The organism is Marichromatium sp. PS1, from assembly GCF_041155115.1.
Classification (GTDB): domain Bacteria; phylum Pseudomonadota; class Gammaproteobacteria; order Chromatiales; family Chromatiaceae; genus Marichromatium; species Marichromatium gracile.
In genome coordinates this window covers 47,897-71,715 of the sequence record NZ_BAAFHB010000007.1, presented here as the reverse complement: position 1 = coordinate 71,715, position 23,819 = coordinate 47,897, and the positions used below count along the sequence as shown (strand labels likewise).

Annotated in this window: 22 protein-coding genes; 10 read left to right on the top strand and 12 right to left on the bottom strand. The window is 70.1% G+C overall.

Annotated elements, in window-relative coordinates:
• Positions 1-407 precede the first annotated feature (407 nt).
• The 3 genes from cobF (at position 408) to ACAM26_RS16540 (ending at position 2,102) form a co-directional block, all read left to right on the top strand.
• The gene (gene cobF, locus ACAM26_RS16550; protein WP_005220790.1) at positions 408-1,190 is read left to right on the top strand and encodes a precorrin-6A synthase (deacetylating); all 783 of its coding nucleotides are present in this window, start codon (positions 408-410) and stop codon (positions 1,188-1,190) included.
• Between the two features lie 64 nt (positions 1,191-1,254).
• Complete coding sequence (locus tag ACAM26_RS16545) at positions 1,255-1,692, top strand: DsrE family protein (RefSeq protein WP_123141255.1); 438 nt, start codon at positions 1,255-1,257, stop codon at positions 1,690-1,692.
• Positions 1,693-1,961: 269 nt separating this feature from the next.
• Positions 1,962-2,102: a hypothetical protein gene (locus tag ACAM26_RS16540; RefSeq protein ID WP_160330969.1), complete on the top strand. Its 141-nt coding sequence runs from the start codon at positions 1,962-1,964 to the stop codon at positions 2,100-2,102.
• A gap of 718 nt (positions 2,103-2,820) precedes the next feature.
• Here the strand turns inward: ACAM26_RS16540 and ACAM26_RS16535 are convergent.
• On the bottom strand, positions 2,821-5,118 hold the full coding sequence (locus ACAM26_RS16535; protein WP_369614145.1) for a heavy metal translocating P-type ATPase: 2,298 nt from the start codon (positions 5,116-5,118) through the stop codon (positions 2,821-2,823).
• Between the two features lie 88 nt (positions 5,119-5,206).
• On the opposite strand from ACAM26_RS16535, the gene ACAM26_RS16530 reads away from it, so the two are divergent.
• Both ACAM26_RS16530 and ACAM26_RS16525 read left to right on the top strand, forming a co-directional pair.
• A complete protein-coding gene (locus ACAM26_RS16530; protein ID WP_123141257.1) occupies positions 5,207-5,623 on the top strand; it encodes a helix-turn-helix domain-containing protein in 417 nt (138 codons plus the stop codon).
• Between the two features lie 4 nt (positions 5,624-5,627).
• Positions 5,628-6,260 carry an epoxyqueuosine reductase QueH gene (locus tag ACAM26_RS16525; protein ID WP_369614144.1) on the top strand — a complete coding sequence of 211 codons (633 nt, stop codon included), beginning with the start codon at positions 5,628-5,630 and terminating at the stop codon, positions 6,258-6,260.
• 71 nt (positions 6,261-6,331) lie between these two features.
• Here the strand turns inward: ACAM26_RS16525 and ACAM26_RS16520 are convergent, their stop codons facing one another.
• The 4 genes from ACAM26_RS16520 to ACAM26_RS16505 are packed head-to-tail and all read right to left on the bottom strand — an operon-like array spanning position 6,332 to position 9,925.
• Positions 6,332-7,234, bottom strand: coding sequence for an efflux RND transporter periplasmic adaptor subunit (locus tag ACAM26_RS16520; RefSeq protein WP_369614143.1), 903 nt, complete (start codon positions 7,232-7,234; stop codon positions 6,332-6,334).
• A complete protein-coding gene (locus tag ACAM26_RS16515; RefSeq protein WP_005220775.1) occupies positions 7,231-7,440 on the bottom strand; it encodes a DUF1656 domain-containing protein in 210 nt (69 codons plus the stop codon). The genes ACAM26_RS16520 and ACAM26_RS16515 overlap by 4 nt, the downstream gene beginning before the upstream one ends.
• Complete coding sequence (locus ACAM26_RS16510; protein ID WP_369614142.1) at positions 7,437-9,461, bottom strand: FUSC family protein; 2,025 nt, start codon at positions 9,459-9,461, stop codon at positions 7,437-7,439. The genes ACAM26_RS16515 and ACAM26_RS16510 overlap by 4 nt, the downstream gene beginning before the upstream one ends.
• A gap of 5 nt (positions 9,462-9,466) precedes the next feature.
• Complete coding sequence (locus ACAM26_RS16505; RefSeq protein WP_123141261.1) at positions 9,467-9,925, bottom strand: MarR family winged helix-turn-helix transcriptional regulator; 459 nt, start codon at positions 9,923-9,925, stop codon at positions 9,467-9,469.
• Between the two features lie 285 nt (positions 9,926-10,210).
• On the opposite strand from ACAM26_RS16505, the gene ACAM26_RS16500 reads away from it, so the two are divergent.
• From ACAM26_RS16500 to ACAM26_RS16490, 3 genes are read left to right on the top strand one after another with little or no spacing between them, the layout of a single operon-like run.
• Positions 10,211-10,681 carry a MarR family winged helix-turn-helix transcriptional regulator gene (locus ACAM26_RS16500; protein WP_123141262.1) on the top strand — a complete coding sequence of 157 codons (471 nt, stop codon included), beginning with the start codon at positions 10,211-10,213 and terminating at the stop codon, positions 10,679-10,681.
• Between the two features lie 58 nt (positions 10,682-10,739).
• Positions 10,740-11,870 (top strand): efflux RND transporter periplasmic adaptor subunit, encoded by a 1,131-nt coding sequence (locus ACAM26_RS16495; RefSeq protein ID WP_234523724.1) that lies wholly within the window; start codon positions 10,740-10,742, stop codon positions 11,868-11,870.
• Positions 11,867-14,995, top strand: a complete 3,129-nt coding sequence (locus ACAM26_RS16490; RefSeq protein ID WP_369614141.1) for an efflux RND transporter permease subunit — start codon at positions 11,867-11,869, stop codon at positions 14,993-14,995. The genes ACAM26_RS16495 and ACAM26_RS16490 overlap by 4 nt, the downstream gene beginning before the upstream one ends.
• Positions 14,996-15,064: 69 nt before the next feature.
• Here the strand turns inward: ACAM26_RS16490 and ACAM26_RS16485 are convergent, their stop codons facing one another.
• The 4 genes from ACAM26_RS16485 to ACAM26_RS16470 all read right to left on the bottom strand — a co-directional run bounded on the left by ACAM26_RS16485 (position 15,065) and on the right by ACAM26_RS16470 (position 19,737).
• The gene (locus ACAM26_RS16485; RefSeq protein WP_369614140.1) at positions 15,065-16,348 is read right to left on the bottom strand and encodes a sulfate adenylyltransferase subunit 1; all 1,284 of its coding nucleotides are present in this window, start codon (positions 16,346-16,348) and stop codon (positions 15,065-15,067) included.
• Between the two features lie 11 nt (positions 16,349-16,359).
• On the bottom strand, positions 16,360-17,283 hold the full coding sequence (cysD, locus tag ACAM26_RS16480; RefSeq protein WP_369614139.1) for a sulfate adenylyltransferase subunit CysD: 924 nt from the start codon (positions 17,281-17,283) through the stop codon (positions 16,360-16,362).
• A 71-nt stretch (positions 17,284-17,354) separates the two neighbouring features.
• A complete protein-coding gene (locus tag ACAM26_RS16475) occupies positions 17,355-18,083 on the bottom strand; it encodes a phosphoadenylyl-sulfate reductase (protein ID WP_369614138.1) in 729 nt (242 codons plus the stop codon).
• The gene (locus ACAM26_RS16470; protein ID WP_369614137.1) at positions 18,076-19,737 is read right to left on the bottom strand and encodes a nitrite/sulfite reductase; all 1,662 of its coding nucleotides are present in this window, start codon (positions 19,735-19,737) and stop codon (positions 18,076-18,078) included. The genes ACAM26_RS16475 and ACAM26_RS16470 overlap by 8 nt, the downstream gene beginning before the upstream one ends.
• A 108-nt stretch (positions 19,738-19,845) precedes the next feature.
• Here ACAM26_RS16470 and ACAM26_RS16465 point away from each other — a divergent pair, with 108 nt between their 5' ends.
• Positions 19,846-20,787, top strand: a complete 942-nt coding sequence (locus ACAM26_RS16465; RefSeq protein WP_369614136.1) for a CysB family HTH-type transcriptional regulator — start codon at positions 19,846-19,848, stop codon at positions 20,785-20,787.
• A 75-nt stretch (positions 20,788-20,862) separates the two neighbouring features.
• Here ACAM26_RS16465 and ACAM26_RS16460 read toward each other — a convergent pair whose 3' ends face one another.
• Complete coding sequence (locus tag ACAM26_RS16460) at positions 20,863-21,825, bottom strand: 2-hydroxyacid dehydrogenase (protein WP_369614135.1); 963 nt, start codon at positions 21,823-21,825, stop codon at positions 20,863-20,865.
• Between the two features lie 182 nt (positions 21,826-22,007).
• Here ACAM26_RS16460 and ACAM26_RS16455 point away from each other — a divergent pair, with 182 nt between their 5' ends.
• Positions 22,008-22,301 (top strand): hypothetical protein, encoded by a 294-nt coding sequence (locus ACAM26_RS16455; protein WP_369614134.1) that lies wholly within the window; start codon positions 22,008-22,010, stop codon positions 22,299-22,301.
• Between the two features lie 50 nt (positions 22,302-22,351).
• Here the strand turns inward: ACAM26_RS16455 and ACAM26_RS16450 are convergent, their stop codons facing one another.
• Positions 22,352-23,278, bottom strand: coding sequence for a formylglycine-generating enzyme family protein (locus ACAM26_RS16450; protein ID WP_369614133.1), 927 nt, complete (start codon positions 23,276-23,278; stop codon positions 22,352-22,354).
• Between the two features lie 132 nt (positions 23,279-23,410).
• A complete protein-coding gene (locus ACAM26_RS16445; RefSeq protein WP_369614132.1) occupies positions 23,411-23,794 on the bottom strand; it encodes a hypothetical protein in 384 nt (127 codons plus the stop codon).
• Positions 23,795-23,819: the final 25 nt, after the last annotated feature.

The following is a 23,819-nucleotide window of genomic DNA, read 5'->3' as shown; positions in this document are numbered from 1 at the left end:
CGAACGGCTCGCTCGACGGCGTGCGATGACGAACGATCATGACGGGAGTCCTGTGACGGGCGAGCGCTTGGCCAAATTCGAAACAGTCGGTGTAGTAGTAGATGACGCAAGGGCAAGCATCGACCACGATCCGCGAGCATGCGTCAGCCCCTTCGGCGCTGGCAACCACAAAACCCTTGTGGGAAAAATTCTCGCCCGCATCATGTCTGCAAAAAGCCGGTTCTACGTCGGGCAGGCATCTTACCAACGGATCCCAGAATGCGCCACGACCGATACGGCTGACTGTCCGGCGAGGATACTGCTACCATCGGCCACCGCCGACGCGGTTGGCTGGCACCACACCAGATCATGGGGCCAGACAGTCCGTCACTCCGGCCGCGAGGCCAGGTTGGTCGCTGGTTATACACATGAAGACGCTCTATCTCATCGGCATGGGTCCGGGGGACCCGAAATATCTCACCCTGCAGGCGATCGAGACCATGCGGAAGACCGATGTCTTCTTCATGCTCGACAAGGCCGGGCGCGGCAAGGAGGATCTGCTCGCACTGCGCCACCAGATCCTCGACGCGCACTGCGAGCCCGGCAGCTACCGGGTGGTCATCGCCGAGAGCCCCCAGCGCACCATCGAGAACGGCGACTACAAGGAAGGCGTGCGCCGCTGGCACCAGCGCAAGCGCGAGATCTTCGCCGAGCTGATCGAGCGCGAGTTGGCCGACGGCCAGTCCGGCGCCTTCCTGCTGTGGGGCGACCCCGCGCTCTACGACCAGACCATCACCAACATCACCGAGCTGGTCGCCGAGCAGCCAGAGCAGCTGCGCTTCGAGGTCATCCCCGGGATCACCTCGGTCCAGGTGCTCACCGCCCGGCACAAGATCCCGCTCAACCGCGTCGGCGAGGCGATCACCATCACCACCGGACGCCATGCCGAGCACTGCGACCCGGCCACGCTCGACAACGCCGTGGTGATGCTCGACTACAACGCCTCCTACCAGCGCTTCACCGGCCAGGACATGGATCTCTACTGGGGCGGGCTGGTCGGCACCGCTGACGAGCGCCTGGTCGCCGGACCGCTCGACGAGGTGGTCGACGAGGCGCTGCGCGCCCGCGCCGAACTCAAGGCCGAGAAGGGCTGGCAGATGGACATCTACCTGCTGCGCCGACGGCGCGACGAGCAGCAGGACGAGGACTGACAGGGCCGGCGCGCCCACAGGGGCGCGCCGCTGCAGGATCCCAACCACGACAGGAGGTCGAACCATGTCCGCTCGCACCACGCGCCTCGGCGCGCTGCTCATCGCACTGCTGCTCAGCATCCCCGCCAGCGCCCTCGCCGCCCCCGATCGTCACGTCTTCTACAACCTCACCAGCGACGAGGCCTGGCGCGCCGGCATGGCGCTCGGCCACGCCACCCGGGCGCTCGAGGCCGGCTACGCCGTCACCGTCTTCCTCAACGTACGCGGCGTCTATCTCGCCCAGCAGGGCTTCGCCACCGACCGTGCCGGCGGCGCCCCCGACGACCTGCGCGGCCAGCTCGTCGCGCTGATCGACGCCGGGGCCGAGGTGATGCTCTGCGGCATGTGTCTGCGCAAGGCCGGACTGGAGATGGCCGACATGCTCCCCGGTACCGTCAAGGTCGACTGCGCACGCAGCCTCGCGGCGATGAGCGCCGAGGACACCGTGGTGATCAGCTACTGACCCGACCGGCAGCGGCACCACGCCGCCGCGGGCCGCCACGATCCCGTCGTGCACCAGCTGCGCGCTCGCCCGCGCCTCGCGGGTCACCGCCGAGACACTGTGTGCGCGGCACCGGCGTGTAGCCTGAGGACGCGACCCGGGTCTCACCCCGGACGGCTAAGGGTTTTTGCCCCCTTGAACCGGGCCGCGAAAAGCCCGATTCTCGACAACGAGGGTCGGGCGCGCTGGTCGCCCGGCAACATGACCCACGACCACGCGAGGACAGCCCAATGAGCGAGGCACTCCTGACGACACTCCAGCTGGCGCTCTTCACCGGCGCCCTGGGCGCCATGGCCTGGCAGCTCCAGCATGCCCGGCGCCGTGCCCGCCAGACCGTCCCGGTCAGACGCACCCGCACGCGCATCCGCTGACCCGCGCCCCTCACCACCACCTCAACCACAACGGCCAACCGCGACGCGGTTGGCCGTTTTTCGTCCAGCCGCCAGCCGCCAGCCGCCAGCCGCCAGCCGCCAGCCGCCAGCCGCCAGCCGCCAAGAGATTGAACCGCAAAGCCGCGAAGGGCGCGAAGGCAGGAGAGATTCCAGCCTTCAGCCGCCAAGGGATTGAACCGCAAGATACCGTCTTTCCCGTCAACGGCCGACCGCACACCAGCTGCCTCGACTGGAGGCTGGAGGCTGAGCGCTGGAAGCTGATTTGAACCGCAAGATGCCGTCTTTCCCGTCAACTGCCGACCATGCACACCAGCTGCCTCGACTGGAGGCTGGAGGCTGGAGGCTGAGCGCTGGAAGCTGATTCGAACCGCAAAGCCGCGAAGGGCGCGAAGGCGGGAGGGATTCCAGCCTTCAGCCGTCAGCGGCCAGCCGCACGCCTCGCCTGCTCTGCGCCCGACACGCTGCCTTTGTCCAAAGGGGGTTGGGGATTCGACTGCGATGACAGCTAACGCACCTCGACCGCTCGCGATCACCGACCGGTGACAGGGAGACCCGCTCCGACTGGAGGCTGGCCGCTGGCCGCTGGCCGCTGGCCGCTGACGGCTAGCTGCCCCGGCAGTCCACGCCCACACCAGAGACCTCAACCCCTTCGCCGGGCACGCTGCGCTTTGCCCGGCTTACGGAAAGGTGCTCTCTCCTACTGGAGGCTGGCCGCTGGCGACTGGTCGCCGTCCCGGCAGCATTCGTCCGGCTTCGCACCACTGGCCTCCTGACGGCCCGAGGCCCCTGCCGCCGTCGGCTCGACGACCCGCGCCCGCAGCAGTCGCAGCGAGTTGGCGGTCACCAGCACGGTGGCGCCGGTATCGGCGAGCACCGCCGGCCACAGCCCGGTCACGCCGAGCAGGGTGGTGACCATCAGCCCGAGCTTGAGCCCGATGGCGAGGGCGACGTTCTGGCGGATCACCCGCAGGGTGCGGCGCGACAGGCGCACCATCGCCGCGACATCACCGACCCGAGCATGCAGGCTGGCGGCGTCGGCCGTTTCCAGCGCCACCTCGGTGCCGCCGCCCATGGCGATGCCGATCTCGGCGGCGGCCAGCGCCGGGGCGTCGTTGATGCCGTCGCCGACCTTGGCGACCCGCTCGCCGGTCTGTTGCAGCTCGCTCACCAGCCGTTGCTTGTCCTCGGGCAACAACCCGGCGTGGGCCTCGATGCCCAGCGGCCCGGCCAGGGCCGCGACCGCCGGGCGCTGATCGCCACTGAGCACCAGGGCGCCGATCCCCAGCCGGTCGAGCGCCGCGATGCCGGCGGCGGCATCCTCACGCGGCGCATCGTGCATCGCGATCAGCCCGAGCGCACGCCCGTCCTCGACCACCACCGAGAGGCTTCGCCCCAGCGCCTGCTGCGACTCGGCGGCGACGACCAGCCCGGAAGCATCGCCGCCGATCAGCTCGCGCGCCGCCGTCAGCGAGCCGAGGAAGCACTCACGCCCACCGATCTCGCCACGTACCCCGCGACCGGGGAGCGCGCGCACGCGCTCGGGCGCGACGGCGGCGAGTCCCGCCGCCTCGGCGTGGGCGAGGATTGCTCGCGACAACGGGTGCGACGAGCCCTGACTGAGTGCGGCGGCACACTCGAGCAGGCGCGCGCGCTCACCCTCCAGGACGACCACCTCGGTCACCCGGGGCTGGCCCAGGGTCAGGGTGCCGGTCTTGTCGAAGGCCACCCGGGTGATCCGCGCCAGCCCCTCGAGCACCGCCCCGCCCTTCATCAGCAACCCCTGACGCGCCCCGGCGGCCAGCCCGGCGGCGATCGCAGCCGGGGTCGAGATCACCAAGGCACAGGGGCAACCGATCAACAGGATCGCCGCGCCGCGATAGATCCACTCCGACCAGAGCGCGCCCAGGAACAGCGGCGGCACCACCGCCACCAGGGAGGCGAAGAGCACCACCAGCGGGGTGTAGACGCGGGCGAAACGCTCGATGAAACGCGCGCTCGGCGCCTTGCGCGCCTGCGCCTCGCGCACCAACCGGGTGATCCGCGCGATGGTGTTGTCGGCGGCATCGGCGGTGACGCGCAACCGCAACCGGCTCTCCAGGTTGACGCTGCCGGCGAACACCGCATCGCCCGAGCGCCTGAGCTGGGGCAGGCTCTCGCCGCTGAGCGGCGACTCGTCGACGCCGCCGACACCCTCCAGCACCTCGCCGTCGGCGGGGATGCGCTCGCCGGGGTGGACCTCGATGCGATCATCGACTCGCAACCGCTCGGCGGCGACCGTCTCCAGCGTACCGTCGGCGCGCAGCCGGCGCGCGTTGCGCGGCAACAGCTCGATCAGGGCACCGATCCCGGCGCGCGAGCGCCGCGCCGCCAGCCCCTCGAGCGACTCACCGACCTGGAACAGGAACAGCACCGCCGCCGCCTCGGCCTCGGCGCCGACGGCCACCGCGGCGAGCGCCGCCAGACTCATCAGCGTCTCGATCGACAGCGGCGAGCCGAGCCGAGCCGCCGCCCAGGCGCGCCGCGCCACCGGGACCAGGCCGAGCAGCACCGCGGCGAGGAAGATCGGGCGCTCGAAGGCCGGGAACAGGCTCGCCGCGCCATAGGCGGTGAGCATCAGCGCCCCGGTGCCGAGGGTAAGCAGCCCCTGACGACTGCGCCACCAGGGCGTCGGCCGATCGGCGCCCCTCGGCGGCGCCTCCGGGGCGGCACAGGCCGCCGCGCCGCAGCCGCAGGCCGTGGCCTCGGTCGATGCGGTCTCGCGTGGCGTGAAGCCGAGGCGCGACAGGGTCTCGGCGAGCTGTGCGCGGTCGATCCCGGGCAGATGCTCGACCCGCACCTCGGCGGTGGCGAGCGAGACCGTCACCGCGCGCACCTCGGGCAACCGACCGAGCGCCGTCTCCACCCGGCTCGCGCAGGCCCCGCAATCCATCCCATCGACCCGCAACCGGGTCTCCACGGGCACCGTCAGCGGCGCCCCGACAGCTTGGCTAGACATCTTCAGATTCACCTCATCGATACAATCCTGTCGTCATCGATGAGGCTACAATCTCTAGTGACTAGAGCATCAAGTGAGAATCAGAATCATGCTTGGAATCGGTGAGCTCTCCCGCGCGACCGAGGTCAAGGTGCCGACCATCCGTTACTACGAGGAGATCGGGCTGCTGCCCGCCCCGGCGCGCACCGCGAGCAACCGCCGTCGCTACCCGCAAGAGGCGGTGCAACGGCTGCGCTTCATCCGTCACGCCCGCGAACTCGGCTTCGACATCCCCGCGATCCGCGCGCTGCTCGCGCTCGAGGGCGACGGCGAGCCGCCCTGTCATCGCGCCGACGCCATCGCCCGCGCCCATCTCGACCAGATCGACCAGCGCATCGCGCGTCTCACCGCGCTACGCGACGAGATCAGCCAGATGCTCGCGGACTGCGACCGCGCCTGCGACGACCACTGCCGGGTGCTCGAGGTGCTCGCCGATCACAGCCACTGCCGTCACCAGGAACACTGACCCCATGCCGCCACGCGTCCCACTGACCCCACCGGTCGCAACCGACCGGCTGCTGCTCCACACCTGCTGCGCGCCCTGCTCGACGGCGATCGTCGAGTGTCTGCTCGACAACGGCATCACCCCGGTGCTCTATTACTTCAACCCCAACATCCACCCCGAGCGCGAGTACCGGCTGCGCAAGGCCGAGACCATCACCCATGCCGAGCGGTTGGGGCTGCGCTTCATCGACGCCGACTACGACCCCGCCGACTGGGTCGCGCGGATGCGCGGGCTCGAACAGGAACCCGAGCGCGGCGCGCGCTGCGCGCGCTGCTTCGACCAGCGGCTACGCGCCACCGCCGCCGAGGCCGCGGCCCAGGGACTGACCCTCTTCGCCACCACCCTGTCGACCTCGCGCTGGAAGGATCTGGCCCAGATCGACGCCGCCGGCGCGGCGGCCGCCGCCGCCAACCCGGGCGTCCACTACTGGGCGCGCAACTGGCGCAAGCAGGGGCTCACCGAGCGGCGCAACCAGCTGGTGCGCGAACTCGATTTCTATCAGCAGACCTATTGCGGCTGTCTCTACAGCCTGCGCGACGCACGGGCGCGCGAGCGCGGACAGCCGCGGACGGCGACCAGGGCCGACGCTGACACCTGAGCGCACGACAGCGATCACCGACGGCGCCGCGTCAACTCCGGTAGAGACCGATCACGCCGCGGAAGGGTCGGTCATCGCCCGGCCGCCTGGTCGAACGGCAACACGATCACCGTCGCGGTGCGTCCCACCACCAGTCCGTCCTCGGGCAGGGCGTCGAGGCGGATGCGCACCGGCACGCGCTGGGCCAGACGCACCCAGCTGAAGGTGGGATTGACGTCGGGCAGCAGGCTGTCGCCGGCACCGCGATCGCGATCCTCGATGCCCATGGCGATGCTCTGGACATGACCGCTCAGGGTGCGCTGCTCGCCCATCAGCCGCACCAGCGCGGGCTGTCCGACCTCGATCCGGCTCAGCTTGGTCTCCTCGAAATAGCCCTCGACCCGGTAGGAGCGGGCATCGATCAACGCCAGCACCGGCGTGCCTGCGGTGACATAGTCGCCGACGCGCAGCGCGAAGTCCGACAGCACCCCATCGGTCGGGGCGCGCACCGTGGTGCGGGCGAGATCGAGCGAGGCCAGATCGCGCGCCACCTCGGCACGGGTCAACGCCGCCTCGGCGAGGATCTGGCGCGACAGGCTGTCCTCGCGGTCCTCCGTCGAGATGACGTCGCCGAGCGCCAGCGCGCGCTCGGCATCGCGCCGCGCCTGCTCCATATCGGTCCGCCGCGCCAGCATCTCGGCGGCGGTCTCGCGCAGCGCCAGCACATAGCGTCGACGATCGATCTGGAACAACGGGTCGCCCTCCTCCACCCGCTGGTCGTTGGTGACGAAGACCTCGGTGACCAACCCGGAGACGTCCGGGGTGATACGCACGATATCCGCGCGCACCCGCCCGTCGGGGGTCCAGGGCTCGACCTGATAGTGGATCCACAGCCGTTGGCCGGCGAGAAGCGCGAGCGCGACGGCGGCGAGGGTCAGACCGACCCGGCGGATGCGTTGCCAGGTGGCGGACGGGAACAGAAAGGCTTGAGTCATAGCAACCAGGATGAGGAGAGTTTCACCACCAGGGCCCAGAGGATCACGAACACGGCGACCTCGAACAGGGCCTGGTGCCAGAGATGACGATAGAGACCGAGGTGGATCAGCACCCGGTTGAGGACCAGGGTCAGCGCCAGCGCGATGGCGCTGGTCACCAGCTCCGCGTGCAGATAGACGCCGAACAGGTTGAGTTCACCGCTCATGCCGCGCCCTCCACCACCGGCGCCGGCGGCGCGGCCTCGGGGAAGAGATTGCGCCGCAGCCCGACCAGGGCGCAGAGCCCGCGCGCCCCGGTCGCGGCCAGATCGCCCCGCGCCAACCGCCCGAGCAACCGGTCGAGACGCTCGCGCAACGGCGGCCCGGGCGGCTCCGGTGCGCCGAGGGCGCGAGCCTGATAGCAGGCCCCGACCCCGTCGAGCAGGCCGTCGAGCTCGACGACCATCGGCTGCGGCAGGCGCCGGCGCAACGCGCGCAGGGTCGCCAGATCGATGCCGACGCGCAGCTCGCGGAGGATGTCGAGTCCCTCGAGATCGCCGGCGCGGGCGGCGGCGAGCTTGGGACTGAGCAGCCCCACCCGGTCGACCAGCCGCGAGGCGAGATCGACCGCCGAGTCGTCGTCACGCCCCCCGGCGACCCGGGCGAGATCGCCCCAGGTGTGGCGCAGCAGTCGCCGGGCGCTGACCTCGGCGCTCATCGAGCGCAGGGTGCGGGTGACCAGCACCGCGGCGAAGACGCCGAAGAACTGCGAGAGATTGATGTTGACGAAGCGCGCAAAATCGGCGGAGAAGTGGTCCTGGATCACGAGTGTATTGACGAGATTGACGATGAGTGACAGCGCCGGGAAGGCCAGACGCGGATCGGGGATCATCGCGCCCACCGCGAGCAGGGTCGGCGCGAGCACCAGCACCAGCATCGGGAAGCCGCCGATCGCCGGCATCAGCACGAACAGATAGAGCGCGCCGAGCACCATCGCCACCAGCAGATAGACGCCGAACTTGCGGATCGCCGGCACCGGGTCGTCCATCGCGGCGAACAGACAGCAGGTGATCGCGGCGGTGATCGCCGCCGACTCCCCTTCCTGCCAGCCGCTCCAGATCCACACCACGCAGCACAGCAGCACCGCGCCGAACGCCGCCGCGCCGGAGAGCGCCGCCAGCCCGAGGTCACGATGCAACGGGCGGCGCTCGCTCGCCTGCCCGGCGCCGAGCAGCCGCGGCGGCGGTCCCTCGGGGTCCTGCAGATAGGCATGCAGGGCATGGGCGTCGGCCTGCGCGCGCACCAGCTCGATGGCGCGCGTGAGCAGGCTCGAACGGTTGAAGCCGTACCAGTCGCGCACCGACATCGACGTCCGCGCCGCCTCGAGTTCGGCGATCAGCGCCTCGCCGCGGGCACGGGGTGCGCCGGACTCGACCCACTCGGCCAGCGCCGCGAGCAGGCCGCGCAGCTCGGGGTCGAGTTCGGGCGCGATCGCGCGCAGCGCCGCGAGCCGGTCCGACAGGCTCGCCAGCACCGGCACCAGTACCAGCACCCGGTCGCGCAGCTGACGCACCACGACGGTGGTCTCGCGCAGGAAGGAGGTGTCGAACGGCAGGTGCCTGGCCATCAGCTGGATCTCGCTGACGGCGCCGGCGAGCCGACCACGGTCGCGTTCGAGCTGATCGAGGTCGCCGCGCAACAGCGCCAGCGCCCAGCGATCGGCCTCGCCGAGCCAGTGACCGATGCGCCCACGCAACGCCGTGCCCACCGGACGCGGGAACACCAGACTATGGACCAGGGCGGCGCAGGCGATGCCGATGAGGATCTCCTCGACCCGTGCCGCGGCGATGTCGAAGATCGCCGTCGGCTGATTCACCGCCGGGAAGCCGATCATCGCGCAGGTATAGCCGGCGAGCATCAGAATGTAGCTCGGCGGCGAGCGGTCGAGCACCGAGAGCGCCAGACAGCCGCCAACCCACAGCGACATCGCCAACGACAGCAGCAGCGGCGCGTGCACCAGCAACGGCACCAGCAGCACCGCGCCGGCGGCGCCGACGAAGGTGCCGAGAAAGCGATAGAGCGCCTTCGAGCGCACCGCCGCGGCCAGCGGACCGCTGACGATATAGACGGTCATGATCGACCAATAGGGACGCTCCAGACCGATGCTCATGGCCAGATAGAGCGCCAGCATCGCCGCGACGAAGGTATTGGCCGAGAACAGCAGCGCACTGCGCGAGAGCTTGGGCATGGGGCTCAGCGCTGGCCCTCGCCACGCGCCGCCAGCCCTTGCTCCAGTGCCTCGAACACCCGCAACGCCGCGGCCAGGTCGTCATCGGCGACCGGCCCGAGCAGCGACTCGCGCAAGCATCCGAGTGCGGCCTCGACGCGCTCGGCCAGGGCCTCACCGGCGGCGGTGAGGTGCAGCGTCTTGGCGCGGCGGTCGCTGCCGTCGTCGCGCCGCTCCACCAGCCCGCTCGCGCACAGCTGATCGAGCAGTCGCACCAGCGACGAGCCGCGGATGCCGATCTCCTCGGCGAGCGCGTGCTGGCGCATGCCGCCGCCGTCGCGGGCGATGTGCAGCACCGGCACCGCCTGGGCGTCGGAGATCCCGTAGCGGGCCAGCTCGCGGTTGACCTCCTGACGATAAAGCCGCGACAGCCGCACCAACCGTGTCGTCAGCGCACGCTCCCGTTCCTGTCTGTGCTCGGTCACGACAGCTTCCACAAAATCAATAGATGCCTAAATATTAGTTAGCATGCTAACTATCTGTCAATGGACGCGGTGCATCATCCTGATCGCGCCATCCGCCCAGCCACTGACCCCAGGCGCCCTCTTCCTCTTGCCGTCTGCAGGCACCCCAGCGCGGCGCCACGCTTCGGGTCGACTCCCGGTCCCGGGGCAGCAAACCAGTCGCCCGTGGCGTGGCGGGAAGGCCCCGGCCCCGGGCCGGTGATTCGGGTTGTTGCAAAATGATTTAGGAGCTATACAATTAATCCCATGGACACCCCGGCACACGACTCGATCGACGCACTGATCCGCCACCTGCTGCGACTGCTCAACAAGCTCGACCGTATCGAGAAGCAGCCGATCCAGGTGGAGGACGGGCTCGATCTCAGCACCAAGGAGATCCACACCGTCGAGGCGATCGGCGAGCGCGGGACGATGAACGTCACCGAGGTCGGCACCCATTTCGGCATCACCAAGGGCGCGGCCTCGCAGCGGATCAGCCGGCTGGTCGAGCGCGGGCTGGTCGCCAAGCGGGCGGCCGCGCACAGCAACAAGGAATTCGAGCTGAGTCTGACGGACCTCGGCTGGCGCGCCTTCCGCGCCCACGAGCACTACCACGGCAGGGCCAAGACCGAGCTGATCGAACGGCTCGCCGCCCTCCCCCGCGAGCAGCTCGACGATGTGACGGTGGTACTCGACATCATGGAAGGCGTGATGAACGAACGGCTGCGCGAGCAGTGATCTTTTTTTTCGCGCAAAAGGTTTAGCTCCTAAACATTTTGCGCCGGAGGACCCCACCATGACGATCATGCGTAAACGGACCGCGGCGGGACTGACCGGGCTCGCGGCGCTGACCGCGCTCGCCCTGCCGCTGTACGGGGACTGGTCGAGCGAGGCGACGGCATCGCAACCGACCGCAACCGAGGTGACGCGTCCGGTGCCGACCGCCGTCGTCACCCGCGACACGCCCTGGGTGACACGAGACTTCCCCGGCAGCGTGCGCGCCAACCGGCGCGTGGAGCTCGCCTTCGACCTCGACGGCCTGCTCGTCGAGCTGGACGCGCGCGAAGGCCAGGCAGTCGCCGCCGGCACGGTGCTGGCCCGGCTCGACGACCGTGACGCACGCAATGCGCTGAGCGCCGCCCAGGCGCGCTTCGACGACGCCCGCCGAACCCTCGATCGCGCCCGCGAGCTGCGCGGCCAGCGGATGGTCTCCGAGTCCGAGTACGACAAGGCGCGCGCGGCCCTGGACATCGCCCGCGCCGAGCTGCAGGCGCGCGAGAAGGCGGTCACCGACACCGTGCTGCGCGCGCCCTTCGACGGCGTGGTGGCGGCGCGCCACCTGGAGAATCACGAGCGCGTGACCGCCGGCCAGACGGTGCTCTCGCTGCAGGACGGCTCGCGCATCGAGGTGGTGATCCAGGTCCCCGAGCGGCTGATCGCCCAGGGCGGACTGGAGGCGCTGCGCAACCCCCGGGTGCGCTTCGATGTCGAGGGACAGCGCTGGTTCGCCGCGCGCACCCACGAGTACCGGCTGCAGCCGGACCAGGCCACCCGCACCTACGACCTGACCATCGCCCTGGCCCCGCCCCCGGGGATCAACATTCTGCCGGGGATGAACGCGACCGTGCGCACCGACATCGATCAGCCGCCGGTCGCCACCGGGGCGCCCACCGAGGTGATCACCCGGGTCCCGAGCGAGGCGGTGTGGCGCGACGCCGACGGGGCCTGCCATGTCTGGGTCGTCCCCGAGGCCGGCGGCACGCCGCGCCGCGTCCGCGTCGAGCCCGGGCCGCTGCGTGACGGTCAGATGCTGATCCTCTCCGGGCTGCGCCCCGGTCAGCGGGTCGCCGTGGCCGGGTTGCGCGCGCTGCGCGAGGACCTGCCCGTGCGCCCCCGACTGGCCGGCAAGCGAGGGCTGGAAGGATGAACCCCGCCGGTATCGCGATCAGGAACGGGGCGGTCACCCAACTGCTCTGCATCCTGCTGTTGATCGGCGGGTTGCTCTCCTACGCCAGCATCGGCCGGCTGGAGGACCCGGAGTTCTCGATCAAGGAGGCGCTGATCGTCACCCACTACCCCGGCGCCACCGCCGAGGAGGTCGAGCAGGAGGTCACCGATCCGCTGGAGACGGCGATCCAGCAGCTCAAGCAGCTCGATGAGGTGCGCTCGATCTCGCGCGCCGGGCTGTCGATCATCTTCGCCGAGATCCAGGAGACCCACGACAAGCACAGCCTGCCCCAGGTCTGGGACGAGCTGCGGCGCAAGGTGCGCGACGCCGCCGGCACGCTGCCGCCGGACAGCGGCACGCCGGTGGTCAACGACGACTTCGGTGACGTCTACGGCGTCTTCCTCGCGCTCACCGGCGAGGGCTATTCAAAGTCCGAGCTCAAGGAGGTGGCCGAGGACCTGCGCAAGTCACTGCTGACCTGTACCGACGTCGGTCGCATCGACTTCTGGGGGATGCCGGACGAGGCGGTCTATATCGAGATCGACCGCGCCCGACTGACCCAGCTCGGGCTGCACCCGCGCACGATCCTCGACGCCATCGCCCAGCAAAACCGCGTGACCAGCGCCGGCGAGGTCAGGGTCGGGAGCAGACAGGTGCGGCTGCGGGTCGACGGCGACTATCGCGACATCGACGAACTCGGCGAGCAACTCGTCGAGGGCGGCAACGGGCGGCTGTTGCGCATCGGCGACATCGCCACCATCAGCCGCGGCGACATCACCCCAGCCAGCCAGCTGCTGCGGCGCAACGGCGAGGACGGCATCGGGCTCGGCATCTCCACCGTCTCCGGCGGCAACGTCATCGCCATGGGCGAGGCGATCGACCAGCGCATCGCCGAGCTGCGCGCGCGCATCCCCGCGGGCATCGAGATCCACGCCATCGCCCACCAGGGCGACACCGTGCGCGACAAGGTGCAGGGCTTCGTCCACGGGCTGATCTCGGCGGTGGTCATCGTCATCCTGCTGCTGGTGGTCTTCATGGGGCCGCGCGAGGGGTTGATCGTCGGCGCGGTGCTGCTGCTGACGATCATGGCGACGCTGCTGTGCATGCGCGCGCTCGACATCACCCTGCAGCGCATCTCGCTCGGCGCGCTGATCATCGCGCTGGGCATGCTGGTCGACAACGCCATCGTCGTCACCGAGGACATCCTCGAGAAGATGCGCGCGGGCATGGAGCGCACCCGCGCCGCCGAGACCACGGTCAGCGAGCACCAGTGGCCGCTGCTCGGCGCGACCGGGATCGCGATCCTCGCCTTCGCCGCCATCTCGCTGTCCGACGACATGACCGGCGAGTGGCTGGAGAGCCTCTTCCAGGTGATCTGTCTGTCGCTGGGACTGAGCTGGCTGCTGGCGATCACCGTCACGCCCTATCTCTGCGCGCGCTTCCTGCGGGTCGGGCAGGACGGTCGGACGGGCAGCGTCACCGACACCGCCTTCTATCGCCGCTATCGACGTCTGGTCGCCTGGTGTCTGGGGCATCGGCCGATCGCGCTCGGCGTCACCCTCGCGGTCCTGGTCGCGGCCATGGCCGGCTTCTCCAAGGTCCAGCAGGACTTCATGCCCGACATGAACCGCGATCAGTTCATGGTGCAGCTGTGGCTGCCCGAGGGCACCCACATCGACCGCACCGCCGCCACCCTCGCCACCATCGAGCGGCACGTCGCCGGGCTCGAGGGCGTCACCGCCACCACCGGGTTCATCGGCGCCGGCTCGCTGCGCTTCCTGCTGACCTACGAGCCGGAGATGACCAACAGCGCCTACGCCATGCTGCTCGTCGATGTCGAGGACTTCCACGCCATCCCCACGCTCGCGCGCACGGTGATGACGCACATCGAGCACCACCACCCCGAGATCACCGTCACCGCCGACGCCTTCAAGCTCGGTCCCGGCGGCGGCGCCGTCGAGGCGCGTCTGATCGGCCCCGAGATCGCGGTGCTGCGCCACCTCGCGCAACAGGTCGAGACCATCATGCGCCGCGACGACAACGCCCGCACCGTGCGCACCGACTGGGGCGAGCCGGTGCCGGTGCAGGTGATGACCATGGCCCGCTCCCAGGCCCAGCGCATCGGCGTCACCCGCCCGGAGATCGCCGAGGCGGTGGCGATGAACTTCTCCGGCGTGCGCGTCGGCACCTATCGTCACGGCGACGACCTGCTGCCGATCCTGGTGCGCGCTCCGGCCGAGGAGCGCACCCGGATCGACACCCTCGGCAACGTCCGGGTGTGGAGCGAGACCAACGACCACTGGGTGCCGCTCGAACAGGTCACCACCACCGCCACCACCGACTGGGAGGACCCGGTGATCCGCCGCCGCGACCGCGAGCGCACCCTCTCGGTGTTGAGCAAGCCGGTCTCGGGCACCACCGAGGCGCTGTTCCAGCGGTTGCGCCCCCAGATCGAGCAGCTCGACATCCCCGACGGCTACCGACTCGAATGGGGCGGCGAGCACGAGGCGGCGACCGAGGCCAACGCCAAGCTGATGTCCAACTTCCCCATCGCCTTCCTCGCGATGTTCGTGATCTCGGTGATGCTGTTCAACTCGCTCCGCCACGCGACCGTGATCTTCCTCGGCCTGCCGCTGGTGATCGTCGGGGTGGCCCCGGCGATGCTGCTCGCCGGCAAGGCGTTCGGCTTCATGGCGATGCTCGGCTTCCTCAGCCTGTTCGGCATGCTGATGAAGAACGAGATCGTGCTGCTCAACCAGATCGATCTCGAACGCGCCGCCGGCAAGCCGCCCTATCGCGCCGTCCTCGACGCGGCGGTCAGCCGCGTGCGCCCGGTCACCATGGCCGCCTTCACCACCGTGCTCGGCATGGCACCGCTGCTGTGGGACGCCTTCTTCTCGCCGATGGCGGTCACCATCATGGGCGGGCTGACCATCGCCACGGTGCTCACCCTGGTCGTCGTGCCGGTGATCTATGCCAGCGTCTTCCGCGTCGAGCCCGAGGCGACGCACCATGAGGCCCCCCCGGGCACGCGCGCGACACGACGCCGCTCGACCTGGCGCACCCGGCACGACCCGCACCACTGGCCGAGCATCGAGCGCTGAGCCCGCGCGGCGCGGGGACACCAATCCGCCACCGCGCCGGGGTCGCCGTCGGCAACCCCGGCGCGGCGCTCAGAGGATCATCCCCGCCCCCACGGTGTCGTTGGTGCTCTCGTCGATGAGCACGAAGGCGCCGGTGGCGCGGTTGCTGGCGTAGGGGTCGGGGTGGATGGGCTGGGCGAGCCGAAGGCGCAGCCGGGCGATGTCGTTCATCCCCAGCTCGGTGGCCGGTTGGTGCGTCAGCGCGTTGAGGTCGATGCGGTGCTCGATGGCCGCGACCCGGGCGCGAACCTCGCGGGTGGTGTGGCGCAGCAGGTAGTGACGCGAGGCCGACAGCGGACGCTCGGCGAGCCAGCAGAGATGGGCCTCGAGCTCGCGCCGGGGCGCCGGCGCCTGATCGGGGCGCACCAGCAGGTCGCCGCGCGAGATGTCGAGTGCATCCTCCAGCAACAGGGTGACCGACTGCTCGGGCCCGGCCTCGGGCTGACCGACCCCGCCGATCTGGATGTCGCGCACCCGGCTGGTCCGCCCCGAGGGCAGCGCCATCACCGCATCGCCGACGGCGATGGCGCCGGACTCCACCCGCCCCATGTAGCCGCGATAGTCGTGCAGCGCCGGATCGGCAGAGTCGCGCGGGCGACAGACGTACTGCACCGGGAAGCGGAAGACGTCCGGACGCGTGCCCTGGGCGCTGGGCGCGCGCTCAAGCAGCTCGACCAGGGTCGGTCCCCGATACCAGTCGAGGTGCGCGCCACGCTCGACGACGTTGTCGCCGTGGAGCGCCGAGATCGGCACGAAGCAGGCCCCCTCGATGCCGAGCCAGGCGGCGAAGTCGAGGAAGTCACGCCGGATGCGCGCGAACACCTCGGCGTCGTGATCGACCAGATCCATCTTGTTGACCGCGACCACCAGATTGGGGATGCCGAGCAGGTGGGCGAGATAGGCGTGGCGCCGGGTCTGGGTCTGCACGCCGCGGCGCGCGTCGATGAGGATGATGGCCAGATCGGCGTTGGAGGCCGCGGTGACCATGTTGCGCGTGTACTGCTCGTGGCCGGGGGCGTCGGCGATGATGTACTTGCGCGTGCCGGTGGTGAAATAGCGGTAGGCGACATCGATGGTGATGCCCTGCTCGCGCTCGGCGGCGAGCCCATCGGTGAGCAGCGACAGATCAACCCCGTCGAGTCCGCGTCGGCGCGAGGTGGCGGCGAGCGTCTCCAGGGTGTCGGCGAGGATCGCGCGGGTGTCGTGCAGCAGCCGACCGATGAGCGTGCTCTTGCCGTCGTCGACGCTGCCGCAGGTGAGAAAGCGCAGCAGGCCGTGGTCGTCGATCTCGGGGAATGCGTGTGGCGATGACATGGGGTGTCCTCTCAGAAATAACCGGCCTTCTTGCGTTCCTCCATCGAGGACTCGCTGGTGTGGTCGTCGAACCGGGTGGCGCCGCGCTCGCTCTGGGTGGCGGCGGCGGTCTCGGCGATGATCGCCTCCAGGGTGTCGGCCTCGGAGACCACCGGCGCGGTGCAGGTGATGTCGCCGACGGTGCGAAAGCGCACCCGCAGCGTCTCGATGCGCTCGTCCTCGCGCGCCGGGGTCAGCGGGGTGACCGGACGCAACCGCGACCCCACGCGCACCACCGGGCGATAGTGGGCGAAATAGATCGACGGCAGCGCCAGCCGCTCGCGGCGGATGTACTGCCAGACGTCGAGCTCGGTCCAGTCGCTGATCGGGAAGGCGCGGATGTTCTCGCCGGGGTGGGTGCGCGCGTTGTAGAGGCTCCACAGCTCGGGGCGCTGCTGCTTCGGGTCCCACTGACCGAAGGCATCGCGCAGGCTCATGATCCGCTCCTTGGCGCGCGCCTTCTCCTCGTCGCGACGCGCCCCGCCGATGCAGGCATCGAAGCCGAACGCCTCGATCGCCTCGAGCAGCGTCACCGACTGGTGACGGTTGCGCGACTCGCCGGGGTCGCGGAGCACCACCGAGCCGCGCGCGATCGAGTCCTCCACCGAGCGCACGATCAGCCGCGCGCCCAGCTCGGCGGCGCGCTCGTCGCGGAAGGCGAGCACCTCGGGATAGTTGTGTCCGGTGTCGATGTGCAGCAGCGGGAACGGCAGCGGCCCTGGGCGGAAGGCCTTCTCGGCCAGGCGCAGCAGGCAGATCGAATCCTTGCCGCCGGAGAACAGCAGCACCGGGTTGGCGCACTGTCCGACCACCTCGCGCAGGATGTGGATGGCGTCGGCCTCCAACCAGTCGAGATGGCTGAGCGTGCGGGTACGTGAAGGTGTCAGGGTGGTCATCTCTGGCCTGTGTGTCGATACGATGGGGCCCGCCCCGGCCGACGGCCGGGACGTGCTCGGGATGGCGGCGATCAAGGCGACGGCGCGTCGTGCGCGGCGCGGCGGTGCAGCCCGCACTCGCGGGTCTCGGGCTGCTCCCACCACCAGCGTCCGGCGCGGATGTCCTCGCCGACGGTGATGGCGCGGGTGCAGGGGGCGCAGCCGATGCTCGGATAGCCCTGGTCGTGGAGCGGGTTGTAGGGCACCTGATGGGCGCGGATGAAGGCCCACACCTCGCCCTCGCTCCAGTCGATCAGCGGACTGAGCTTCTCCAGCCCGTGCTCGGCGTCCCAGGCGCGCGGCGCCAGACCGACGCGGGTGACCGACTGCGCCGCGCGCAGCCCGGTGATCCAGGCCGCCTGTCCGGCCAGCGCCCGTCCCAGGGGTTCGAGCTTGCGCACCCGGCAGCACGCCCGGCGCGCGGCGATCGAGTCGTAGAAGCCGTCGATACCGTACTCGCGGGCATAGTCTTCGACCGCCTCGGGGCGCGGCGCATAGCGCGTAATGCGGATGTCGTAGTGACGCTCGACCCGCTCGATCAGCGCCAAGGTCTCGGCCGGCAGTCGCCCGGTGTCGAGGGTGAACAGGCCGATGGGCAGACGCTCGCGGCAGATGACCTCGGTCAGCACCATGTCCTCGACGCTCAGGCTGGTGGCGAAGACGATCGGCGAGTACGCGCGGCACGAGGCGCGCAGGCGCTCGACCAGCTCGCGCTCGCGGGCGGCCAACTGTTGCGGCGTCGGGGCGCGACGATCAGCCATGGGCCACCTCCCGCGACGCCGCGGCGGCACGCAGCTCCAGCGCCGCGCGGAAGGGCGCGGTGCCGACCCGGCGCACGGTGCCGGCGAAGGGCTCGCCGGGCAGGCGCCAGTGGTGATGGACGCCGAGCAGGGTGTCGATCACCTCGGGCACCTCGGCGGCCGCGAACGAGGCGCCCAGCGGCTCGCCGAGCCGCGCCCCGCGTCCGCCATGCCCGCCGATCAACACCTGATAGCGCGCCCCGCCCTGCTTGCGCAGCCCGCGGATGCCGATGTCGGCGAGGTTGTGGTGGACGCAGGCATTGGGGCAGCCCGAGATCCGCAGCGTCAGCGGGCCGATGTCGCGCAGCGCCGCGCGATCCTGGAAGCGGTCGCGAATCGCCGCGGCGATCGACTGCGGATCGCCGTGCGCCAGATCGCACTCGCGAATCCCCGGGCAGGCGACGAGATCGGTCAACAGCCCGACATTGGCCTCGGCCAACCCCTGGGCGCGCGCCTCGGCCCAGAGCTCGAACAGCCGCGCGCGCCGCACCCGGGGCAGCACCACCTGCTGCGCGCCGGTCAGCCGCGCCTCATCGTCGCTCGCCGTCTCGACCACCCCGGCGAGCCATTCGAGCTGCGCCGCCGACAACCAGCCGGGCAGCACGTCGCGCCCCTTGGTCGAGAGGGTGACGATGGCGCGCTCGGGATCGCGCTGGGCGCGCACATTGGTCGCCACCCAGTCGCGATAGTCGGCCGGGCCGGTGGTCGCGACGGGCTGCGCCGGCGCCTCGGCGGGGACGGGCGCAACGGCGAAGCGGTGCGCCGCCGCGGCGACCTGCTCCCGGTCGAGGGTCCCCGGGCCGTCGCGCAACCCCGCCCACTCGCGCGCCACCCGGTCGGCGAAGGCCGCCATGCCGATGCGTCGCACCAGGGTGCGCAGCCGCGCGCCGCCACCGTCGCGGGCATGGACCCGCAGCACCGCCTCGCTATAGGTGAGCAGGTGCGGCCAGTGGAGGAACCCGGTGAGTTCTTCGGCGAGTCGCGCATCGCGCCCCAGCCCGCCGCCGACCAGCACGCGGAAGCCCAGCTCGCCGCGCGCGTCGCGCACCAGATCGAGCCCGAGGTCGTGCGCGGCCAGCGCCACCCGGTCCTCACGCGCGCCATTGATCGCGATCTTGAACTTGCCGGGCAGACGCGAGGCGAGCGGCAGGGTCTCGCGCCAGCGATCGAGCAGCGCGCGCCACGGGCGCGGGTCCTCCAGCTCGTCGCAGGCGACCCCGGCCAGCGGGTCGAGGGTGATGCCGCGCACGCAGCCGCCCGAGGTCATGAAGCTCGACAGCCCGACCTCGGCCAGCTCGGCGAGGATCTCCGGCACCTCGGCGATCGCCGGGCCGCTGAACTGGAGGTTCTGCCGGGTGGTGAGACGGACGCCGCCCAGCCCGCGGCGGTGGGCGATGCGCGCCAGGGCGCGCAACTGCGCGGCGTCGAGCCGACCGTCGCGCACCGCCACGCGCAGCATGGTGGTCTCGCGCAGACGATAGAGCCCGTGCATCAGCCGCAGCGGGCGGAAGGCCTCCTCGCTGAGACGGCCATCGAGATAGTCACGGGTGAGGTCACGGAAGTGCTCGACCCGTCGTCGCGGGTCGAGTGGGGCAGCGGAGGTCTGTTCGGTCATCGGGGTACTCGCTGGGGATATCGATGGCGGCGATGCTAGCGAGCGCCCATAAGACAAAAAAGGAATTTATCGTTATCTTGATATTCCTTTGAGTTATTTAGAGCCCCGATGAACCTGCAACAACTGCGTTACGTGCACGAGGTCGCCCGCCAGGGGTTGAGCATCTCGGCCGCCGCCGAGGCGCTCTTCACCTCCCAGCCCGGCGTCTCCAAGCAGATCCGCCAGCTCGAACAGGAGTTGGGCATCGAGATCTTTCGCCGCCAGGGCAAGCGGCTGGTGGCGGTCACCGAGCCGGGCCGGCACGTGCTGGCGATCGCCGCGCGCCTGCTCGGCGAACTCGACAACCTGCGTCAGGTCGGCGCCGAGTACAGCAGCGAGAGCGCCGGCAGCCTCACCATCGCCACCACCCACACCCAGGCACGCTACGTGCTGCCGCCGGTCATCCACGCCTTCATGGCGCGCTATCCCGATGTCCGCCTGTCGCTGCGCCAGGTCAGCCCCACCCGGGGTTGCGAGCTGGTGGTCGCCGGCGAGGCCGACCTGGTGATCGCCACCGAGGCCGTCGCCGAGACCCCCGAGCTGGTGAGCCTGCCCTGCTACGAGTGGAACCGCTGCGTCATCGCCCCGCTCGGCCACCCCATCCTCGACACCTCGCCGCTGTCGCTGGAGGCGATCGCGCGCTGGCCGCTGGTGACCTACGACAGCGCCTTCACCGGACGCGGGCTGATCAACCGCGCCTTCCGCGCCCGCGCGCTGGAGCCGCGCATCGTCTTCACCGCGCTCGACGCCGACGTCATCAAGACCTATGTGCGCACCGGGCTCGGCATCGGGCTGATCGCGCGCATGGCGCACGACCCCGAGACCGATCACGGTCTCGGCGTGGCCGACGCCAGCCATCTGTTCGACACCAGCCTCACCCGCATCGGTCTCCGTCACAAGGCCTGGCTGCGCGGTTACGTCCATGCCTTCATCGAGTGCTTTGCCCCGCACCTCACCCGACGGGTGATCGAGCGCGCGCTGAGCGAGACGGGGAGCGCGTTCAGCATCTGAACGCGCGACGGGCGACGGGAGGAGCGCGCCGCCCCCGCCCCGGGGGCAAGGGCGAGACGGCGCACGCGGGAGGACTCAGGCGACGCGGTTGCGCGACGTGCCGGCGAGGAAGGCGGAGATATTGGCGGCGATCTCGTCGACCATGCGCTGGCGCGCCTCGCGGCTGGCCCAGGCGATGTGCGGGGTGACGATCAGGTTGGGGATCGTGGGGTCGAGCAGCGGATTGCCCGCGCGCGGCGGCTCGGCGCTCAGCACGTCGACCCCGGCGCCGCCGATGGTGCCGGCGCGCAGCGCATCGGCCAGCGCCTGCTCGTCGACGATCCCGCCCCGGGCGGTGTTGATCAGCAGCGCGTCGCGACGCATCAATCCCAGCTCGCGCGCGCCGATCAGCCCGCGCGTCGCATCGGTGAGCGGACAGTGCAGACTGAGCACGTCGACCCGTGGCAGCAAGGCCTCCAGCATCAGCCGCCCGACACGCAGCGCCCCGCCCGGGCGCTGCGCAACCAGCACCTTCATGCCGAAGGCCTCGGCCACCCGCGCCACCCCGCCGCCGAGATCACCCAGCCCGACGATCCCCAGGGTGCGCCCGGCGAGTTCGCGGATCGGGTAGTCCATCACGCAGAAGCTGTCGTGACGCTGCCAGGCCCCGGCGTCGATCGCGCGCTGATACTCGGGCAGCCGGGTGGTCAGCGCGAGGATCAGCGAGAAGACGTGTTGCACCACCGAGGGCGTCGCGTAACCGGCGACATTGGCCACCGCGATGCCCAGCTCGCGCGCCGCCTCCAGATCGACATTGTTGGTGCCGGTGGCGGCCACGCACACCAACCGCAGCGACCGCGCCCCGCTCAACGCCTGCCGGTCGAGCACCACCTTGTTGGTCACCACCACCTCGGCATCGGCGATCCGCGCCGCCACCTCGGCGGGCTCGGTATAGGCATGACGCCGCCACCCCTCGCACACCCCCGCCAACGCGGAGAGATCGAGATCGTCCCGATCGATCGTCGCAAGATCGAGCAGGACACCATTCTTCAGGGACATTGCAACACTCTTGGGAGAAAGGACTTGGTGGGATCATACCGAGGGGGTGGGAGGGGCGTCATCCGGGTCGGCGCAGGAGGGTGCTCGGGATGGTCATCAACCACGACGCCACTCAACGGCACCTGTTCGTGGTACACATCGAGCGATCGCCCGTTGGGCCACCCAAGAGGAGAGACGCACCCATGAGCATTCCTGACCGCATCAAGAGCCGTCTGCGCAAGGACCGCCCGATGACCAGCATTACCTTGCGCATCCCCGTCGACATGGTCGAATCGCTCAAGGAGATCGCGCCACTGCGCGGATTCTCCGGCTATCAGGCGCTGCTCAAGCTCTACGTCAGCGAGGGACTGCGGCGCGACGAGGCACGCTACGCCACGGACCAGACCGCGCGATTGATCGCGGCCCTGAAGAAGCGCGGCGTATCGGAGACGGTGCTGGCCGAGGCGGCGATGGAGGCCGAGCGCGCGGCGCATTGAGGACCGATGGGCTCACGCGCTCTGCTCATCCCGACTCCAACCTGTTCGGGTCATGAACTCTGAACTCGGGCGCAGCGGAAGCCAAGGTCGAAGTAACGGAAGGCGGGCTCGCGCCCGCTGCGGCAGGCAGAACGGCAGAACCGCGCCATGTCTGCCCAGGAGCCCCCGTGGGCGGCTCGCAGCGCACCGACCTCGGTCGGACCTTCAGGGTCGACCGCCATAGTCGGCTCATAATGACGTAGACCATCGGCACACAACTCCCAGACATTGCCGAGCATGTCGGTCAGGCCCCAAGGGTTCGGCTGCTTCCTGCCCACTGGATGGGTTCCCGAGCGGGGGTTCGGATGCTGCATATCAAGCCAGGAAGAAGAGTCGACCCCCTCTTCCAACTCGAAGTCGACGCCGCTGTTGCCGCCGTACCAGGCGATCGGGTCCAGCGCCGGAGCATTGTTCTCGCCAAGGATCTCGATGGGGCCGGTGTAGAGCGCGGTCTCGGTGCCCGCCCGGCAGGCATGCTCCCACTGGGCCTCGGTCGGGAGACTCAGCCCGAGGTCGGGAACCCGCGCATTGATCCGGTCGATGAAGGTCTGTACATCGTCCCAGCTCACCTGCTCGACGGGGCGATTCGGGCTCTTGAAGCGGCTGGGGTTCTCGTCCATCACCGCCTCCCACAACGCCTGGGTGCAGGGCGTGTCGAACAGCCAGAAGCCGCGCGAGATGATGACCGCATGCCGTGGATGCTCCTGCTCGAACAAAACGCGCTCTACATCGCTCTCGGCCAACCCCTGGGTCTCTTCCTCCAGCGAGCCCATCCGGAACCGCCCCGGCGGAATCCACCGCAGCCGCTGCGTGACCGCATCCAGGGTGAAGGCGACGAAGACACCGTAACGGTCCTCGCCCCACTCGCTCGCCCACGCGGGCGGGCAGCCGTTGATCAGCGGATGCCAGGACGGATCGATTGAGAGAACGCTGGCCATCTGAGCCCTGTCACCTGATTTCGCCAGCCGGAGCCACACCGGCACGACGAAGCAAAAATGAGCTGTCGCGCGCGCCCCGCCACCCGACGGATGACGACCGCCTCGCGGACAATACCTTGAACCCCATTGCCGTCATGGCGCCCGCTGCGGCTCGACGGCCCCTTTCAGCGTTGACGATCGAGATCGGGTCGACCCACCGGCGAGCCTTCGCCGGGCGACTGCGCCGGCTACCAGCACACCGGGGGTCATTGGGTTGCGGCATCGCGTCAACCGAGGTCGACGCCGGGGCTCGCGCAAGACCCCGCAATCATCAACCTTGCCGCGCCGGGTGGTCGGTGGTCGAGCGCCCTCGCCGGCCGGTTCGTAGGCAATGCAGAGGGCCCAGGCGCTCGCGCCGCCGTCCTCGATCAGATGACGCTCGACGGACAGGATCCGCTGGGCGGCCAGAAAGCGGTTCAGCGCCTCGACGGTCGCCTCACCCCCGTGGATCGGGATGGTGAAGAAACGCAGTTGCATACAAGATGCCTCCGGTTAGCGAGCG

Excerpts from the sequence above, each read along its gene's own strand:
- ACAM26_RS16515 (WP_005220775.1), bottom strand. The coding sequence starts at position 7,440 with ATGAGCGGTGAACTCAACCTGTTCGGCGTCTATCTGCACGCGGAGCTG.
- ACAM26_RS16535 (WP_369614145.1), bottom strand. The coding sequence starts at position 5,118 with ATGTCTAGCCAAGCTGTCGGGGCGCCGCTGACGGTGCCCGTGGAGACC.
- ACAM26_RS16500 (WP_123141262.1), top strand. The coding sequence starts at position 10,211 with ATGGACACCCCGGCACACGACTCGATCGACGCACTGATCCGCCACCTG.
- ACAM26_RS16465 (WP_369614136.1), top strand. The coding sequence starts at position 19,846 with ATGAACCTGCAACAACTGCGTTACGTGCACGAGGTCGCCCGCCAGGGG.
- ACAM26_RS16470 (WP_369614137.1), bottom strand. The coding sequence starts at position 19,737 with ATGACCGAACAGACCTCCGCTGCCCCACTCGACCCGCGACGACGGGTC.
- ACAM26_RS16495 (WP_234523724.1), top strand. The coding sequence starts at position 10,740 with ATGACGATCATGCGTAAACGGACCGCGGCGGGACTGACCGGGCTCGCG.
- ACAM26_RS16545 (WP_123141255.1), top strand. The coding sequence starts at position 1,255 with ATGTCCGCTCGCACCACGCGCCTCGGCGCGCTGCTCATCGCACTGCTG.
- ACAM26_RS16530 (WP_123141257.1), top strand. The coding sequence starts at position 5,207 with ATGCTTGGAATCGGTGAGCTCTCCCGCGCGACCGAGGTCAAGGTGCCG.
- cobF (WP_005220790.1), top strand. The coding sequence starts at position 408 with ATGAAGACGCTCTATCTCATCGGCATGGGTCCGGGGGACCCGAAATAT.
- ACAM26_RS16540 (WP_160330969.1), top strand. The coding sequence starts at position 1,962 with ATGAGCGAGGCACTCCTGACGACACTCCAGCTGGCGCTCTTCACCGGC.
- ACAM26_RS16485 (WP_369614140.1), bottom strand. The coding sequence starts at position 16,348 with ATGTCATCGCCACACGCATTCCCCGAGATCGACGACCACGGCCTGCTG.
- ACAM26_RS16490 (WP_369614141.1), top strand. The coding sequence starts at position 11,867 with ATGAACCCCGCCGGTATCGCGATCAGGAACGGGGCGGTCACCCAACTG.
- ACAM26_RS16445 (WP_369614132.1), bottom strand. The coding sequence starts at position 23,794 with ATGCAACTGCGTTTCTTCACCATCCCGATCCACGGGGGTGAGGCGACC.
- cysD (WP_369614139.1), bottom strand. The coding sequence starts at position 17,283 with ATGACCACCCTGACACCTTCACGTACCCGCACGCTCAGCCATCTCGAC.
- ACAM26_RS16455 (WP_369614134.1), top strand. The coding sequence starts at position 22,008 with ATGAGCATTCCTGACCGCATCAAGAGCCGTCTGCGCAAGGACCGCCCG.
- ACAM26_RS16525 (WP_369614144.1), top strand. The coding sequence starts at position 5,628 with ATGCCGCCACGCGTCCCACTGACCCCACCGGTCGCAACCGACCGGCTG.
- ACAM26_RS16520 (WP_369614143.1), bottom strand. The coding sequence starts at position 7,234 with ATGACTCAAGCCTTTCTGTTCCCGTCCGCCACCTGGCAACGCATCCGC.
- ACAM26_RS16510 (WP_369614142.1), bottom strand. The coding sequence starts at position 9,461 with ATGCCCAAGCTCTCGCGCAGTGCGCTGCTGTTCTCGGCCAATACCTTC.
- ACAM26_RS16450 (WP_369614133.1), bottom strand. The coding sequence starts at position 23,278 with ATGGCCAGCGTTCTCTCAATCGATCCGTCCTGGCATCCGCTGATCAAC.
- ACAM26_RS16475 (WP_369614138.1), bottom strand. The coding sequence starts at position 18,083 with ATGGCTGATCGTCGCGCCCCGACGCCGCAACAGTTGGCCGCCCGCGAG.
- ACAM26_RS16460 (WP_369614135.1), bottom strand. The coding sequence starts at position 21,825 with ATGTCCCTGAAGAATGGTGTCCTGCTCGATCTTGCGACGATCGATCGG.